Source organism: Gordonia jinghuaiqii, from assembly GCF_014041935.1.
Classification (GTDB): Bacteria; Actinomycetota; Actinomycetes; order Mycobacteriales; family Mycobacteriaceae; genus Gordonia; species Gordonia jinghuaiqii.
This window is the reverse complement of sequence record NZ_CP059491.1, coordinates 86136-103133: the sequence shown is the minus strand read 5'-3', so window position 1 is coordinate 103133 and position 16998 is coordinate 86136. Positions and strand designations below refer to the sequence as shown.

Below are 16998 nucleotides of genomic sequence, written 5' to 3'. Positions count from 1 at the left end.
GCCACTCGGTGACGGGCCGGGCCGACCGAGAAATGAGGACATCCACATGCCGATCACTCTGGGCCACCTCGCCCCGCTCGACGGTGCGAAACGCCAAGGATTCCTGGAGAAGGCGCTCTGGCTCCGGCTCGCCACCGCGCCTTCCGGCGGGCGGATCCACATCTCCCCCGTCGTCTTCGTCACGGTGGACGACGCGATCTACATCGCACTCGATCCCACCGTCGGCGACCCGGGACAGACGACGACGCCCGACCATCGGCACATCGAGACGATCGACGCCGGCGGGACGGTGTCCGCGCTCATCGACCAGGGCGACGAACTCGCCAGCGTCCGCGCGGTGACTCTCGAGGGTCACGCCGAGCCGGTGACCGACCCCGAGGACGTCGAGCAGCTGCTCGACCTCGTCGCGGAGAAGTACTTCCACGTCGGCCACCCGCATCTCGAGTACTACTTCAGCGCCGGCAACGTCGCCGCTCGCCGCTGGTACCGGATCGTGCCCGAGCACATCGATGGCTGGGACATGCGAGTGCTCCCGCAGCCACCGATCTCCGACCTCCTCAGATTTCCCGCGCATGTTCACGATGCGCAGTGATCATGGTGTGCGACCACCGTCGGACCACATGATCCGACATGACACAGGAACTCACGAGCATGCAACCACCGACCCCCGTGGATGATCCAGCCGCGCACCCGCGACGGCTGCACGTGTTCGACATGGACGGCACCCTCCTCCGTGGCGCATCCACAATCGAGCTCGCCCGGCACTTCGGCAAACTCGACGAAGGGCTGGCCATCGAGCAGCGCTGGCTCGCCGACGAGATCACCGAACGCGAGTTCTGGCAGGTCCTCCTGGACCTGTGCGGCGGCGCCACCGACAGCGAGCTCGACGCCGCATTCCACGGCGCGCGCTGGATGTCGGGGGTCGCGGAGACCTTCGCCGACATCCGATCCCGCGGCGAGATCGCGATCGTCATCTCCCAGTCCCCCATCTTCTTCGTGCGGAGACTCCAGCAGTGGGGTGTGCACGAGACCTACGGGTCAGCCCTGGAGATCGATCAGCCGTTCGCCGACGGTGCGACCATCGCACCCGAGGAGAAGGTGTCCATCACCGCCCAGGTCATGGAGCGCCACTCCATCTCCCCGGAGAACTGTGTCGCCTATGGGGATTCGTCCTCGGACCTCGACCTGTTCCGGTGGCTGCCCAACTCGGTCGCGGTGAACTCCGACCCCGTGATCGCGGAACTGGCCACCGACCGCTACCTCGGCGAGGACATCCGCGAGGCCTATGAGATCGGGCGCCGCCTGCTCACCACCACGCGTGCCGACCGGCGCAACCCGCTCCACTGAAGACTTCAGTACCAATCGAAATCCGACGAGAACGAGAAGGAGGATCTGGTGATGACCGAGATCCGCAATGCACTCGCACACGATGAGGAGGGCCTGTCATGAGCGGTCTGGAAGTCCTGGTCGTCGGCGAATCCTGGGTGAAGCACACCATCCACATGAAGGGCTTCGACCAGTTCCACAACACCGAGTACGAGGAGGGCGCCACCTTCTTCCTCGAATGCCTCGCGAACGCCGGACATCACGTCACCTACATCCGTGCCCATGAGGTGTCCGCCCGATTCCCGCGCACCGCAGCAGAACTCGACGCGTTCGACGTCGTCGTCATCTCCGACATCGGCTCCAACTCGTTCCTGCTCCCCGACGAAACCTTCCTTCGATCGGAGAAGTCCCCCAACCGTCTCGGCCTCGTCGCGGATTTCGTCGGCCGTGGTGGTGGCCTGCTCATGGTCGGCGGATACCTGTCCTTCACCGGGATCGACGGCAAGGCACGGTACGGCATGAGCCCCCTGGCCGACGTCCTGCCGGTGACGATGCTTCCCTACGACGACCGCATCGAGAGGTCCGAGGGACTCAAGGTCGACGTCTGCCAGCCGGACCATCCGATTCTGGGCGGCACGCCCGCGGACTGGCCCGAGTTCCTCGGTTACAACCAGCTCGTGGCGAAGGACGGGTCCGACGTCGTGGTGCGGGCGGGCAATGACCCGATGCTGGTCGGCGGCGAGTTCGGTCTGGGCCGCTCGGTGGCCTTCGCATCGGACCTCGCACCGCACTGGGCCACACCCGAGTTCGTCTCGTGGACGCACTACACCGACCTGTGGTCGTCGATTCTGGGCTGGGCGAGCGCGAACAAGCATGCGGACTCCGATCCCGCCGCTTCGTGATCACTCGCTCGCACCGACGTCTCCCGGCGGAGATGAACAGCATCGCCGGGGCGACGCCGGAGCACCCCACCGGCCACCCCTCACCCCGGGGTGGCCGGTCCTTTCCGGGAGGTAGTAGATGAAACCCTGTGTGCTGGTGGTGGGCGCGCTCAACGTCGACCTCGTGGTCGCCGCCGATCGGCTCCCGGGCCCGGGCGAGACCGTGGTCGGGGACAAGGTGGAGCGACACGGCGGCGGCAAGGGAGCGAACGCCGCGGTCGCGGCGGCCCGCGCCGACGCCGACGTCCGGTACTGCGGCGCCGTCGGTGCGGACGCCACCGGATCGACCGCCCTCGATGAGTTGCGCGCCGATTCGATCGATGTCACCGACGTCGAGATCACCGAGGGCACCCCGACCGGTTCGGCACTCATCGTGGTGGACCCGAAGGGTGAGAACCAGATCGCCGTGGGCGCCGGGGCCAACGCGGTCGCGGACCCGGACGCGGTCTCCTCGGCCGTCGACCGTGCTTCCGGTTGGGCCGGTAGCGTTCTGGTGAGCACCGAGATCAGGCCGCAGGCCGTGGTCGCCGCCGTTCAGACCGCGGTGGCGAAGGGGATGCGTTGCATCCTGAACCCGGCGCCGGTCATCCCGGAGATCCACGGACTGCTCGCACTCTCACCGATCGTCACTCCGAACGCCTCCGAGTTGCGCGACCTGTACGCGCTGGTGACCGGCGACGACGGTGCGAGCGCCCCCGTGCCGGACATGGCCGCCGAGATCGTCACCCGCACCAAGGCGCCCGTCGTGGTGACCCTGGGTGGCGACGGTGTCCTCGTCGTCGAGGCCGACGGTACGTCGACCACCATCCCGGCGCCGCCCGCCGAGGTGCGTGACACCACGGGCGCCGGCGACACCTTCAACGGGGTCCTGGCCGCCACCCTGGCGCGGGGTGTCCCGATCGTGGAGGCCAGCCGGCGCGGCGTCGTCGCGGCGACGCTGTCGGTGCGCGGCGTCGGCGCGCGGTCGGGGATGCCGACGGCCGCCGACATCGACTCGACCCTGGGTTCCCTGTCCCCACAACACAATCCGTAACCCGCAGTCCCGCCACACCAGGAGGAAACCACATGAGCATCACCGTCCTGTTCGACGTCGAATTCAAGGCCGACGCCGTCGCCGACGCCCGACGGATCATGTCGCAGGCACTCGTCGACACCCGAGCCTTCGACGGCTGCCTGGAGGTCGAGGTCTTCATCGACGAGGCGAACCCCGCCCACTGGGTGATCACCGAGGAATGGCAGTCGATGGAGCACGACAAGGCCTACCGCGTGTTCCGGGACGGGCCCGGTGCGATCGGCGAACTCGGGGCGATCCTGGCGGGCCCACCCAAGCTGACCTACCTCACCAAGGACTCGGCCATCTAGGTCGCCATTCGGTCGGCGGCCCGAGCCGAGACCTCGATCGGCACGCCGGTCATGTTGGCCATGCCGGCCAGTCGCTCGAGGTCGGCCGGGTCGGAGGAGATCAGTGCGTTGACGTTGGCGCCCCCGGCGCCGAGGTCGTTCGGGGCGGCGGCGTTCGCGCGGGTCCAGCCCCCGGAACCGTTGTGGCCCCAGCCATGTGGGATGGCGACCACTCCGGGTTTGATGTCCTCGGTGATGGTCACCGGCAGCGAGATCCGGCCGTGCCGGGACGCCACGGTGACCAGGTCGCCCTCCCCCAGCCCGCGCGGCGTCGCGTCGTCCGGATGCATCCGGGCTGCATGCGCGCGCCCGCCCCGGAGGAGCATCGGCGCGTTGTGTTGCCAACTGTTCTCCGAACGGATCTCGCGCATCCCGATGAGCCGCAACGGATACTCCCCGTCCGAGACCACCGCCAGCCGACCGATCTCGGCCATCAGTTCCGGTGCGCTCAACCGGATCCGGCGATCGGCGAAGGTCACCGTCTTCGAGAGTTGCCCCGCGGCGAGCCTGTCGGCCACCACCACGCCGTGCGGATGCTCGTCGGCGAGCTTGCGATAGGTAAGGCCACCGCGGCGAAGCCCGAACCGGTCACCACCGGTTCCGAGGCGGATGACCAGATCCGAGACCAGTCGCGGAGTGACCGGACGGCCGATGCGCGCCGCGAGCGCATTGCCCGTGTGCAACATGCGGATCATCAGGTTCTCACGGGCGAGGACACCGATGAGGTGGTTGATCACCGTCCACTCCTCGCGCGCCTGGCCCTGCGGCGGGATCACCGCCCGCGTGGCCTGCTTGAACGGTGTGGTGAACAGGGCCTGGAACGGGAGGAGGAAGTCCTCGCGCTCGTACATGGTGGTGGCCGGCAGGATGTAGTCGGCGTGGGCGTTGGTCTCGTTGCGGTAGATGTCCAGCGACACCATGAGATCGAGTTGATCCAGCGCAGAAAGTAATTCGTCGCCGTTGGGCACCGACAGTACCGGATTGCCCGCGCTGACGAACAGGGCGCGGAGCGCTCCGGCGCCCGGCGTGGTGATCTCCTTGGCCATCAACGACGCCGGGGCCGTACCCAGCACCTGCGGCAGACCCCCGACGCGACTGCGGCGACCCGACCACCGGAACCGTGACATCCGTTGCAGCGCAGCGATCCCCAGCCGCTGACCGGGAACCCCCAGATCCCCGAACATCGACCCGCCGACCACATCGAGATTGCCCGCGACCAGGTTGACCATGTCCAGCAACGCCGTCGTGAGCGTACCGGTGCGGCCCAGCGACGTGCCCACCCTGCCGTACACGGCTGCCCGCTCGGTGGAGACGAGTGCCCGCGCGATCTCACGCACCCGCGCCGGCGGGACGTCGGTGCGTTCGGCGGTCACCTCGGGCGCATACGCCGTGACCGTCGCCTTCAGCTCGTCGAGGCCGCGCGATCGGCGTCGAAGCCGCTTCTCGTCGGCGAGCCCCTCGTCGAACATCACGTGCAGCAAGGACAGCAGGAACAGCGCATCGGTGTCGGGAGTGATGGGCAGCCAATCGAATTCGCGTGCGGTCTCCGTGTGACGAGGGTCGACGACCAGCACGGTACCGCCTCGCGCGGTGATCGCGTGCAGACCTTCGCGGATACGCGGTGAGCTCATCACGCTCCCGTGGGACACGACCGGGTTGGCGCCGATGATCATCAGATAGTCGACGCGATTGATGTCGGGGATGGGCGCGGCGACAGGATTCCCGTAGAGGAAATGGCTGGCGACGAACCGGTTGTTGACGTCCTGCGATCCGGCCGAGTAGATGTGCGGCGTCCCGAGAAGGTTCATGAAGACCGCGGTCCACAGGGTGTGCCCGGTCGAGAATGTCGCGGGGTTGCCGAAGTACCACCCGATGGAGTTGCCGCCGTGGGTTCGGTGGACGTCGAGGAGCCGGTCGCCGATCTCGGCCAGCGCGGTGTCCCAGGAGATCTGCTCGAACCCGCCGTCGGGGCGGCGTCGAAGCGGGTGGCGAAGGCGGTCCGGGTCGTTGACGATCTCGGTGAACGCGATCCCCTTGGGACACGCGAACCCGCTCGACAGCGGGTGCTGTTTGTCCGGGCGCAAGGAGATCAACCGGTCACCGTCGACCGTGGCGATCAATCCGCACAGCGGCTCGCAGATCCGGCAGTACGTGGGCTTCTCCTGGGTCATCGCGTGTCCCCCCCTCGACCCCGACCACGGGCCCGACCCCGCAGCCCGGCGCCGGCGTTCCCGCAGTTCGGTGTGATGCCGTTCACAACTGAGGACAAGTGTTGCATGATGACAGCAGCCCCGGCACCCCAGCGAGGAGGTCCGCGTGACCGACAGCAACACGACCCGGCAGGACACGCCCCGACGGGAGACCGACCAACGGGAGACCGACCAACAGGACGCCACCGCGCAGGACGCCGCCACCCCGTCGTCGAACGGCGCAGAGCAGCCCCTCCGTGACGTCATCATCGTCGGAGCCGGTCTGTCCGGAGTCGACTGCGCCTACCGTCTCCGCGAGCAGAATCCCGGCGCGGACTATCTGATCCTCGAGCGCAGGCGACGCATGGGCGGTACCTGGGACCTCTTCCGCTACCCGGGTGTGCGCTCCGACAGCGACATCTACACCCTGAGCTATCCCTTCGAACCCTGGCGCAAGCCGCGTGCTCTCGCGCACGGCGACGACATCCGCGAGTACATCGAGGACACCGCCCACAAATACGGCATCGCCGACCACATCCGCTTCGAGCAGCACGTGGTCTCCGCCGACTGGGACTCGGCGACGGATACGTGGACGCTCACCGTGGAAGTCGGCGGGGATGGCGACGGCGGGAACGGTGACGGCGGCGCCGCGCGGCGCGAGACCCACCGCTGCCGGTTCCTGGTCTTCGCGACCGGCTACTACGACTACGACAACCCTTACACGCCGCAGTTCGCCGGGGCCGAGGACTTCGCCGGACAGATCGTGCACCCCCAGCACTGGCCGGAGGACCTCGACCATCGGGGCAAGCGCGTCGTCGTCATCGGAAGCGGCGCGACGGCGGTCAGCCTCATCCCGAGCCTCGCCGACAGCGCCCGGCACGTGACGATGCTGCAGCGATCGCCGTCGTACATCTTCTCGGCCAATCAGAAGCAGTACCTCGCGCCGCTCGCGCAGAAGCTGCTGTCGCCGCGGGCCGCGCACCGGCTCATCCGGTTCAGGTACGCGACCCAGACCGCGGCCATCGTGCACCTCACCCACCGGTTCCCCAAGCTGGGCCGCAAGCTGATCCGCAGCAACGTCGCGGCGAACCTGCCCGCGGACTATCCGATCGACGTCCACTTCAACCCGACCTACAACCCGTGGGACCAGCGCATGTGCATGGTCCCCGACGCCGACCTCTTCCAGCAGATCGCAAGCGGCGCAGTCGAAATGGTGACCGACCACATCGACAGGTTCGACGAGACGGGTGTGCGCCTGACCTCGGGACGCCACCTCGACGCCGACATCATCGTCACCGCGACGGGATTGCAGTTGCTGGGTTTCGGCGGGACGCGGCTTCGCGTCGACGGGGCCGAGGTCAAGCCGCACGATCGCTTCGTCTTCAAGAGTCACCTGCTCGAGGACGTGCCCAACCTCGCCTGGTCGGTGGGTTACACCAATGCGTCGTGGACGCTGCGCGCGGACATGACCGCCCGCGCGGTGGCCGACCTCGTGAAGTACATGCGCCGCAACGGTTACACCCACGCCTACCCGCACCTGGGTTCCGAACCCATGACCGCACGCCCCGTCTGGGACCTGAAGGCCGGTTACGTCGAGCGGTCGCCGGAGGCGCTGCCGAAGTCGGGCACACGGGGTCGCTGGCAGGTCCGGCACAACTACTACCGCGACGCCATCGACCACCGGATCGGCAAGGTCGAGGAGTCGATGGTGTTCGGACGCCACCCCTGATCGGCGAGCGGCGTCGCTGAGGCGCGTCGCGCGCCCCGGCCATCATCTGTCGCGTCACCGCTGCCCAGCGTTACCGCGGTGTGGTCCGAACGGTCGAGATTTGACGTCGCAACCGGCAACAATGCTGGTCGGACCTTGCTCGGCTCCGTCCCGCGCGCAGATACTGAGCTCGGCGAGCGAGCTGCCTCGTCCACATTCGCGGGGTTCCGCGCAGAGGAGTTCCCCACCGAGGAGTTCGTCCGATGACCTATCCGCCCGGTCCCCCGGCCCACCCCTCGACACCGTTCGGCGCGATCCCTCCCGAGCCGCGGGGCGCCCGGACGCTCACGCTGGTCCTCGGTGCGATCGTCGTCGTCCTCGCGCTGGTCCTCGCCGGCGGTATCGTCTTCGTCCTCAAGGCCCGTGACGGCGACATCTACGTTCCCGGACTCACCCTCACCGCGGCCAACGATCCCGGCATCGACCCGTTCACCGATCCCGTACTGGTGGCCGGCGCGGGCACGCTTCCGGACAACGTCGCGCTGACCGGCAGCGTCGGTGCGTCCGACCTCGGGGGCCGCGCGGTCAACGGAACCGAACCGGGTCTGTACGGCACCGGTGATTCCGCGGCCTGCGACACCGCCGCACTGAGCAACCGGCTGCTCGCAGACCCTCCGACCGCGCAGGCGTGGGCGAGCGTCTACGGCATCGGCACCGCCGACATCCCGCACTACCTCAACACGCTCACCCCGGTGGTCCTGACCGCCGACACCTGGGTCACCAATCACTCGTTCACGTCCGGACGGGCCGTCCCGTTCCAGTCGATTCTGCAGCGTGGCACTGCCGTCTACGTCGACTCCGCAGGCGTACCGCGCGCGATGTGCTCATGCGGCAATCCGCTGGCACCGCCCGCGGCGGCTCCCCTGGGCGGCTACCGCCTCGAGGGTCAGCCGTGGCGCGGCTACCAGAGCCGGTCGGTCACCCGGATCGCCTACGCCGACCAGAACGTCACGACCGTCCACGGCACGACCACGATCGTGCCCGGGACGCCGCAGGCAACGGGCACACCGGGGGCACCGATCCTGCAGCTGCTGGACATCCTGACCGGACAGATCTTCGGCAAGCCCGCCGGCGGGCTCCTCGACGTGTCGGGGCTCGCGCCGCCGACCGGTCCGCTGCCGACCCCCGCCGCCCTCAACACCCCGTTCCGGGCGGACACCGAGGACGATGCCGAACACAACGGACTCGCCGGTCCCGGCAACCCCGCACCGGCCCAGGCCGTCGAGAAGCGTGCGGCAGAGGACGGCGGACTCCCCGAGGGCGCCCCCGCGTCCGACTCACCCGGCCCCGGCGTGGATCAGCCCGCCCCGGCATCCGAGAACCCACGCTCTGAGAACCCCGGGTCCGAGATCCCCGGCGCGGACGTGCCCGGCCCGGCCTCCTCGGCACCCGACGGCCCGGCACCGGAGTCCCCCGCGCCCGCGCCCGGCGGGTCAGAGATTCCCCCGGCACCCCCGGCGTCGGAGGTCCCGCCGGCAACACCGCCCACGCCAACCTCGTTCAGCGGGGTCGGCGAGGTGATCGCCGATTTCGCCTTCGACGATGCCGGGCTGGCTGTCGGATGCGACGTCCCGTCCGTGGCGGCGACCGGCTCGGTGGAACTCACGTGCACCGACAACGTGCCCAGATCGGTGCCCGCCACCGCGCTGCGACGATCGTCGGTCGCCGGCGCCACCGACCCGACCGGCGTGTGGACCCTGTCGCTCACCACGACCGGTTCCTCGGAGACGGTCGTGGTCAGGTCCGCCACCTGGACCGTCGACCGGACGGACACGCCGACGACGACTGCACCGGCCACGCCGACCCACGTCGCGCCGCCGGCCGAGGAGACCCACTCCGAAACCACCACGACCACCACCACGACCGAGTACGTGCCCCCGCCCGAGGAACCGTCGCCCGCCTCCCCGGAGACGCCCGCAGAGGTTCCGAGCCCCTGACCGTTGGGGCTGCCGGTGGGCCCGACTCCCGCCTGGGTCAGCCGGGTGGCCGACCTCCGGAGTAGCGTTCGGACCAGCGTTCGGAATGCGTCTGATCAGACGACCAAGAGTGTCGGTGAAGTCGCCTAACCTGGACCGAGGGCAGGTTCGGGGCCGGCCCGCGCGATCGTGCTCTCCGTCGATCGTTCGTCCCTCCCGGGTTCCGCCAGAACGTCGCACGATGCATCCCGATCGGAGCACGACGAGGAAGGGAGTCGACATGGCCGACTTCACCGTGGACTCGCACATCGACGACGCGTGGCGCACATTCGCCCTGCACGTCGGCGACCGGTTGTCTTGTCTCGACAGCGGTGCCACCCTCACCATCCAGCAGGACCCGCAGATCCCCGAGGGCCCGCACGGCACCCTGCGGTTCACACTCACCGGGTCGCATCGGTTGCGGTGCACCATCGACGACGCCGACCTGCACCCCACCCCGGAGTACTTCGACGAGCATCTGACGATGCTCGCCGGCCTCGGCTGGCGACGCCTGCGCAACGGCACCCACATCTACGAGGTCGGCCGCCGACGCGTCGACGAGCTCGCTCACGTCGCCGTGCAGACGCTGCGTCAGGTGTGGGAGGTCGTCCACCCGGCCTTCCTCGACCACACCCCGGCACCACGGGCCGAACCGCAGATCGAGGTCGCCGTCCAGCCCTACGACGCCGATCACCTCCGCGCGCTGGTCGTCGCCTCGCTGGAGGATCTGACCGGTTGCCGGATCCAGACCGACACCGACGGCGACATCGTCCTCCCGACCAAGCCCGTGTCGTCGTGGCTGAGTCCGCGCTCCGACGCACCCCGTCTCGAGTTCTTCGCCCGCCTGGCCGGTGACATCACCGACCGGCGGCGCGCCGCCGACGTCGTCGCCGCACAGCCGACGATGGGATCGGCCGTTCGTGTCCACCTTCTCGAGGACGAGGTGTTCGCGACGCTCACCCTCGAGTGCGCGGTCTTCCATCCCCACAATCTGAGCTCGGCGCTGGCCGAGTGGTTCTCCTTTCTCGCCGACTGCGCACCGAGCGTCATCGAGAAGGTCGCCGAGGGCGCACCCGAACGTATCGAGTCCGACGACCGGCTTCCCGACGCCCTGCAGACCCTCCTGGAGCTCGATCCCGACGGCGGGTCGCTGAACGCGCACGAGGTCGCCAAGATCTGCCACTACAGCCAGGCAGACATCCTCTCCTACATCCACACCAGCGAGGAGCAGTGCCTCACGTGGCGGCGTTCGGCGGTCGATGCCGCCGCGGCGTCGGACACCGCCGAAGCCGATGCCTGCCGCCACGAGGCCGAGGCCTGGCAGGCGACCACACAGAGCCTGCGTGACGCGCTACGCGTCGTCGTGCTCTCCGACGACGCTCCCGACCGCCGCCCATCAGCCAAGTGAGCGAGGCTTTTTCCCGGTTTGCCGCTCGTGAGGACGCGCTCGGCGTAGTCTGCGCGGACGATATTCGAGGTTTTGACGGGCGCACGCGGTCTGCGACGCGTTAGATCGGTGACGGACCTCCTCGTGTGGTCCGGGTCACCGATCGGAGCTACCCATGGCCATCACCACGGACCGCGGCGCGCTGACGTTCACCTTTCCCGCGCTGGGGCCGGACGCCCGACTGCACGTCACGTTCCAGCGCACACCACGCACCCCCGACCTCACCGAACGCACCGGACTCGTCGGCGACGGCACACTACGCCTCGCACAGGGATCGCCCGCCGGGGACGCGCACGCCGTCATCCCGATGTGGCAGTCCGAGGCTGCCTGGGTGGACTTCACCTCACCCCACCAGCATCCGTTCCTGGTGATGCTCGGCGTCGACGGCATCAATGCGATCAGCGGCGAAGAGTTCACCGGTACACCCGATTTCGAGGCCGGCGATTACATCGAGGTACCCACCCAGCCGACCCTCGCGTCCTATCGCGTCCCCACCGGGGACAACCGCCAGTTCGTCGCACCGTCGACGCACACACCCGAGGGCCTGCACTCGGACGGCTCGCTTCTCCAGCTGACCGTCATACCGATGCGCGCCGACGCCTGGGCCCGCCGCCGGCGCCACACCTCGACGACGCCCGGCACCTGCGTCCTCTGCGACATCTCACGTGCCGAACAGGCCCGTGCTCAGCCCCGCACCACGGTCCCCCGGGTGGTCGGACCGCTCGAGTCCACCGACACGTGGCATCCGACCACCCGCGAGACGGCGGCCTTCCGCATCGTCAACTCGGTGACGTGGGAGGCACTGACCGGCCGGACGTTGCGGCGCGCCCCGCTGACCTGTCCGGACTACACGTCCCGGCGGTTGCCCTGGTATCCGGGGTACGGCGAGACCATCCAGCACTCGACACCCCGCTAGATCTCTCACGGGTGTCACCGCGGCGTCGTACTATGCGGATCCCGGTTCGCGTACATACGCCCCCAGAGGAGCCTGCATGTCCCCCGATTTCGACGCCGTCCTCGAGGCGGCCTGGCGGGACTTCGCCGACACCCTCTCCACCCGTGTCCCGGAGTTGGTGCGCGGACAGTCGCTGGCGATCGTGGAAGCCGCTGCGGGTGGCCGGCGCAGGCGGATGACCTTCGCCGTCGCCGGCCAGACCGGCCAACCGGACCGATTACGGTGCACCATCTCGGCGGGCGACCTCACCTGGACCGACAAGGACCGCTGGATGAGGCAGGCCACCTACATCGTCGACCGCGGCTGGTGCCGGCTGGAGGGTCGCAGCGCGTTCTGTTACGAGGTCGACCCGACCCGTTTCGACGATCTCGCCGACGCCGCGGTCCGCGCGCTGCGGGAGGTGTGGGGGGTCATCCACCCGTCCTTCGTCAGCATCGGCGATCCGTCGTTCGCGCGGCACCACTCGGCGTCGGGCGCCGCCGACACCGACGCACCGGGCGAACACGACAGACCGGGCGAGTTCGGTGCCCGCGACGAGACCACCGCTCCCGAGAACACCACCGCCGAGAACACCACTGCCGAGAACACCACTGCCGAGACCGTGCGGTTCGCCTCCCTGGCCGGGCCGGTCGACGCCCCGGTCGAGGGTGGCGTGGTGCCCCGGTCGAAAGACCATCTCGTCGAACTGGTCCGGGCGGCGATGGCCGCGACCGGCCGGCCCGTGGTGGTCAGTCCCCGCAAGGCCATCTATCTTCGGTCGTCGGGCACCTCATTGCTGCGGCCCACACGTGATGCGCGCGCCCTGGAGATCGTCACCATCCTCAGTTCGGTGGTGCCCGCTCCCTCGTTGCTGGGGATGATCGTCTCCGAGTTCTCCCCGCGCTGGCCCGAGGTGGCGGTGGTGGTGCGCAACGGACTCGTCTACGCGCAGCGGCGGCTCGACGTCGCGGTGTTCAATCCGGCCAACCTCGACGCCGCCCTCCGGCGCTGGGACGACTTCGCCGCATCCGCGCGCCCGCAGATGATCTACCGGCTGGACGTCGACAAGAAACTCAAATTGGATCACCGTCGCCGCGGTGACCGTCTGCCCGGCGCGTTGCTGGGCCTTCTGCGGGTCCACCAGAAACCCGATTCCAAGCTGTCACCCAACACCGTGCTCATCGCCTGCCGACACGATCCCGCGCGAGTCCACGAGTTCTTCGACATCTGCGCCGCCGAGATGCGCGAGTGGATGGACAACCTCCTGACGGCCCGCAAGGCTGAGCTCGGCGACGAGGAGATCGCGCTGTGCGAAGCCGAACATCGAGCGTATGCCCGCGTGGCCCGACTACTTCTCAGCGCGATGGACCTCGTGGGCGACGCGTCGTCGGGCCCCTCGGCGGAGGCCTGAGCCCGAAGCGGGCCCGTCGGGTCCGGGCGGTCGGGTCCGGTCAGTCGGTCGAGCTGTAGGACAGGTGGACGACGCCGTTGTCGAAGACGTCGGACCCCACCAGGGCCAGCGGGGTGTCGGTGAGGCCGTCGAAGAGGCGGGCACCACTGCCGAGGACCACGGGGTATACCAGGAGGTGCAGCTCGTCGATGAGCTTGTCGCGCAACAGGGCACGGACCAGCGTTCCGCTGCCGCTCACGTAGAGATCGCGGTCCTTCTTGAGTGCACGGATCTTCTCGGCGTCGTAGGTGCCGAAGATCTCGGAGTTCTGCCAGCCCTCCGCCTTGTGCAGGGTCGACGACACGACATACTTGGTGGTGTCGTTGAAGAACGGAGCGCCCGGATCGTCGTCGGCGGTCCGCGTCGACCACGCCGGCCCGAACATCTCGAAAGTCCTACGGCCCAGCAGGATTCCGGTGCAGTCGTTCATGAACGCACCGAGGAGCTCCGCCATCCCGTCGGCAAAACCGTAGGGCACGGTGAAACTCGGGTCCTCGTAGCTTCCGTCGAGGGTGATGAATTCGTGGACGTGGATCTTTCCCATGGTGCGCTCCGTGTTCTCGATGCTCGGTGGATCCCCGGTGTGTCTCGACGTGTTGCTGTCACGATGTCAGACCGGGCCCCGCGCCGGAACTCATCGGAACGGAACCGATCGGGGAACATCGACATCTGGTAACTCTGAACGCACACACCTGTCGATCAGAGGAGATCCATGGACGTCGCGGGCAAGGTCGCCATCGTCACCGGTGGCGGCGGAGGTATCGGCGGGGCCATCGCGCACGCACTGGTCGACGCAGGTGCGCGGGTCGTGGTCACCGACCTCGACGGCGACGCGGTCACCGGCGTCGCGGAATCCCTCGGGAACTCCGCCGCGGCTCTGAGCGGCGACGCCTCCGACGATCGCCACATCGATGTCGCCGTCCGGCTCGCGGAATCCACCTTCGGGCCGGTCGACCTCTACTTCGCCAACGCCGGCGTCGGGATGGGCGGTGGCGTCGACACCGACGAGGCGGTCTGGGATCTCGCCCTCGACGTCAACCTGCGGAGCCACATCCGCGCCGCGCGACGCCTGATTCCGCAGTGGGTCGAGCGTGGGAGCGGCTACTTCGTCAGCACGGCGTCGGCCGCCGGTCTGCTCACCCAGATCGGCAACGCGCCGTACTCCGTCACCAAGCACGCGGCGGTCGGCTTCGCCGAATGGCTCAACATCACCCACGGCGACGACGGCGTCCGGGTCAGCTGCCTCTGCCCGATGGGTGTCGACACCAAACTGTTGCGGCCAGAAGGGGATTCGGTCACGCAGGAACAAGAGTTGATGCGACGCGCCGTCGAGACGGCCGGTGCGGTGCTCACCCCGGGCGCCGTCGCCGCACTCGTTCTGGAGGCAGTCGCCGACGAACGGTTCCTGATCCTGCCGCACCCCGAGGTCCTGGAGATGTACCGCCACAAGGGCGCCGACTACGACAGGTGGCTCTCCGGGATGCGCCGGTACCAGGCCACCCTCCGCTGACAGGGGTCACTCGAAGTAGCGGCGCGGGACGTCGACGAGCATCGTCGAGATGTCGGTATCGCTGACCCCACGTTCGCGGAGCGCGGGCAACACCTCCTCGCTGATGTGCCGGTAGTTCCACCGCGGCAGCGCCTGCTTCTTGGCCTCGTGATCGAACCAGTCGATGAAGCAGGCGGCGTCGTGCGCCAGGGCCATGCGGTCGGCGTAGCCCCGCTCACACAGTTCGGCGACGGTGTTCACGCGATCCTCGAAGGGCAGCAGGAGATCGAGTCCGAAGCGATCCATGCCGAGGATCGAACCGGCATCGGCGAGCTTCATCAGGTAGTCGAGGTCCACGCTGTCCCCGGAATGGCCGATGACCACCTTCGTCAGGTCGGCGCCCTCCTCGGCCAGCACCTTCTGCGCGATCAGCCCCGACTGCGTGTGGGGATCGGTGTGCACGGTGATCGGCGCACCGGTCTGTGCACTCGTCTGCCCGACCGCCCGCATCACCCGTTCGACGCCGGGCGTCAGACCCTGGGACTCGATGGCGCACTTCAGGAATGAGGCGCGCACCCCGGTGTCGGCGATGCCTTCGGTGAGGTCGCGGGTGAACAGCGTCACCAGCGGTTCCGGGACGTCGAACAGCATCCCGGGGCCGGCGTAGTGGAACTGGAACGGGATGTCGTTGTAGGTGTAGAGCCCGGTCGCCACGACGATGTTCAGGTCGATCTGTGCCGCGATCCGCTGGATGCGGGGGATGTAGCGCCCGAGTCCCAGCACTGTCGGGTCCAGGATGGTGTCGATCCCGAGTTCCTTGAGTTCGGTCAGGTCGCGTACCGCCTCGGCGACCTTCTCGTCCTCGTCCCAGTCGTCCTGGTAGTTCTGCCGGAACTCTTCGCCGACGATGAACACGTGCTCGTGCACCAGCACGTTCCCGAGGTCGGCGGAATCGATCGGACCGGTCACGGTCTGGACGGTGGCCATGGAAACCTCCTCGCCAGGCGGCGTCGTTGCCACCTGCTGCGCCGAACCCTAACCGACGTGGTCAGGACGGGCGGGGGTTTCGACGGGCCTCAACCGGCAGGTGGATCAGGCCACGTCCTCCACGTCGGCCTGCGACGCCCCGGTGATGATGTCGAGGACGCGCGGGTACTCGGCTGCATCCGACGTCACCACCGATCCGTGGTTGCCGCCGTCGATCAGAACCGCCTCGGCGTCGCCGCCCTGCCTCACCACGGCGTCGACGTACCGTTGCGAGTTCACCGGCGAGACCACACGATCGGCCGTCCCGTGGATGGCGACCACAGGCGTGTCCGGATCGATGTTCTGAATCGGATCGACCATCGCGTAGCGCTGCGGAACCTGACGCGGTGTGCCACCCAGGGCGGTCACGATGCGGTCGTCACCATGTGTCGCCGCGTAGACCATGTCGAGCGGGCCGGCCAGGGAGACGACTCGCGTGGGCCGGAACACCGGGCGGGACCCGACCTCGTCGTCCTTCAGCTTGTGCCGCGTACCGCCCCACACCGCGAGTTGTGCCCCGGCGCTGTGTCCGACGACGAGCTCGTCGTCTGTGGTGATCTGCGGGAACTGTTTGTCCACCACCGCAACGTGATCGAGCGCGCTGGCGACGTCGCGGAACGTCGCCGGCCAGCCGCCTCCGGAGCCCACCCGCCGGTACTCGACGTTGTAGACGGCCATCCCGCGGTCGGCGAGATCGCGCGCCAGCGGCTCGAAGATGTCGGCACCCAGCGCGCTCTGCCAGGCACCGCCATGGATCAGCACGACGAGCGGGATCGAATCGACACGCTGCTCGCCGGCCGGCAGGTACAGCTCCGCCCAATTCTGTTCGGTGTCAGCGGTGTCGGGAGTCGGGTACTCGAATCGGTGGACGGTCACCTCGTCGAGCGTCTCGACCTGCTCGGTGATGCTCGACGCCGGTGCGGAGGTCGTCGACGACGGTTCGTCGCTGCAGGCGACCGCGCCGAATCCGACCGCCCCGAATCCAACGACGCCGAGCCCGACAGCAGCCAGCAGGCTCAGCACGCGCGGCGGAACCGTCCGGCCTCGGGCGGGAGTGACACTCGTTCCGGCC

At 68.6% G+C, this 16998-nt stretch carries 15 protein-coding genes; 11 read left to right on the top strand and 4 right to left on the bottom strand.

Translation table 11 applies throughout. The features are described from left to right. The first annotated feature begins 46 nt into the window (after window positions 1-46). From H1R19_RS00395 to H1R19_RS00375, 5 genes are all read left to right on the top strand, one after another. Window positions 47-592, top strand: a complete 546-nt coding sequence (locus H1R19_RS00395) for a pyridoxamine 5'-phosphate oxidase family protein (protein WP_188330671.1) — start codon at window positions 47-49, stop codon at window positions 590-592. Between the two features lie 38 nt (window positions 593-630). Next, on the top strand, window positions 631-1347 hold the full coding sequence (locus H1R19_RS00390; RefSeq protein WP_244970820.1) for an HAD family hydrolase: 717 nt from the start codon (window positions 631-633) through the stop codon (window positions 1345-1347). Window positions 1348-1445: 98 nt separating this feature from the next. After that, entirely contained in the window at window positions 1446-2228 is a 783-nt protein-coding gene (locus H1R19_RS00385; RefSeq protein ID WP_188330670.1) for a glutamine amidotransferase, read from the top strand. 118 nt (window positions 2229-2346) lie between these two features. Continuing rightward, window positions 2347-3300, top strand: a complete 954-nt coding sequence (locus tag H1R19_RS00380; RefSeq protein ID WP_188330669.1) for a ribokinase — start codon at window positions 2347-2349, stop codon at window positions 3298-3300. A 32-nt stretch (window positions 3301-3332) separates the two neighbouring features. Further along, window positions 3333-3629, top strand: a complete 297-nt coding sequence (locus tag H1R19_RS00375) for a putative quinol monooxygenase (protein ID WP_188330668.1) — start codon at window positions 3333-3335, stop codon at window positions 3627-3629. Here H1R19_RS00375 and H1R19_RS00370 read toward each other — a convergent pair. Beyond that, the gene (locus H1R19_RS00370; protein ID WP_188330667.1) at window positions 3626-5839 is read right to left on the bottom strand and encodes a molybdopterin-containing oxidoreductase family protein; all 2214 of its coding nucleotides are present in this window, start codon (window positions 5837-5839) and stop codon (window positions 3626-3628) included. The genes H1R19_RS00375 and H1R19_RS00370 overlap by 4 nt on opposite strands. A gap of 283 nt (window positions 5840-6122) precedes the next feature. Here H1R19_RS00370 and H1R19_RS00365 point away from each other — a divergent pair, with 283 nt between their 5' ends. The 5 genes from H1R19_RS00365 (at window position 6123) to H1R19_RS00345 (ending at window position 13372) form a co-directional block, all read left to right on the top strand. Continuing rightward, on the top strand, window positions 6123-7586 hold the full coding sequence (locus H1R19_RS00365; protein WP_244971027.1) for a flavin-containing monooxygenase: 1464 nt from the start codon (window positions 6123-6125) through the stop codon (window positions 7584-7586). Window positions 7587-7828: 242 nt separating this feature from the next. Beyond that, the gene (locus tag H1R19_RS00360) at window positions 7829-9562 is read left to right on the top strand and encodes a DUF6777 domain-containing protein (RefSeq protein WP_188330665.1); all 1734 of its coding nucleotides are present in this window, start codon (window positions 7829-7831) and stop codon (window positions 9560-9562) included. A 259-nt stretch (window positions 9563-9821) separates the two neighbouring features. Continuing rightward, window positions 9822-10988: a TY-Chap domain-containing protein gene (locus H1R19_RS00355; RefSeq protein WP_188330664.1), complete on the top strand. Its 1167-nt coding sequence runs from the start codon at window positions 9822-9824 to the stop codon at window positions 10986-10988. A 154-nt stretch (window positions 10989-11142) separates the two neighbouring features. After that, on the top strand, window positions 11143-11943 hold the full coding sequence (locus H1R19_RS00350) for a hypothetical protein (RefSeq protein WP_188330663.1): 801 nt from the start codon (window positions 11143-11145) through the stop codon (window positions 11941-11943). A gap of 76 nt (window positions 11944-12019) precedes the next feature. Beyond that, window positions 12020-13372 (top strand): TY-Chap domain-containing protein, encoded by a 1353-nt coding sequence (locus tag H1R19_RS00345; RefSeq protein WP_188330662.1) that lies wholly within the window; start codon window positions 12020-12022, stop codon window positions 13370-13372. Between the two features lie 40 nt (window positions 13373-13412). Here the strand turns inward: H1R19_RS00345 and H1R19_RS00340 are convergent, their stop codons facing one another. Beyond that, the gene (locus H1R19_RS00340; RefSeq protein WP_188330661.1) at window positions 13413-13955 is read right to left on the bottom strand and encodes a dihydrofolate reductase family protein; all 543 of its coding nucleotides are present in this window, start codon (window positions 13953-13955) and stop codon (window positions 13413-13415) included. Between the two features lie 168 nt (window positions 13956-14123). Here H1R19_RS00340 and H1R19_RS00335 point away from each other — a divergent pair, with 168 nt between their 5' ends. Further along, entirely contained in the window at window positions 14124-14921 is a 798-nt protein-coding gene (locus H1R19_RS00335; RefSeq protein ID WP_188330660.1) for an SDR family oxidoreductase, read from the top strand. Window positions 14922-14927: 6 nt separating this feature from the next. Here the strand turns inward: H1R19_RS00335 and H1R19_RS00330 are convergent, their stop codons facing one another. Next, window positions 14928-15887 carry a phosphotriesterase family protein gene (locus tag H1R19_RS00330; protein WP_188330659.1) on the bottom strand — a complete coding sequence of 320 codons (960 nt, stop codon included), beginning with the start codon at window positions 15885-15887 and terminating at the stop codon, window positions 14928-14930. 105 nt (window positions 15888-15992) lie between these two features. Continuing rightward, on the bottom strand, window positions 15993-16940 hold the full coding sequence (locus H1R19_RS00325; protein WP_223205462.1) for an alpha/beta hydrolase family protein: 948 nt from the start codon (window positions 16938-16940) through the stop codon (window positions 15993-15995). Window positions 16941-16998: the final 58 nt, after the last annotated feature.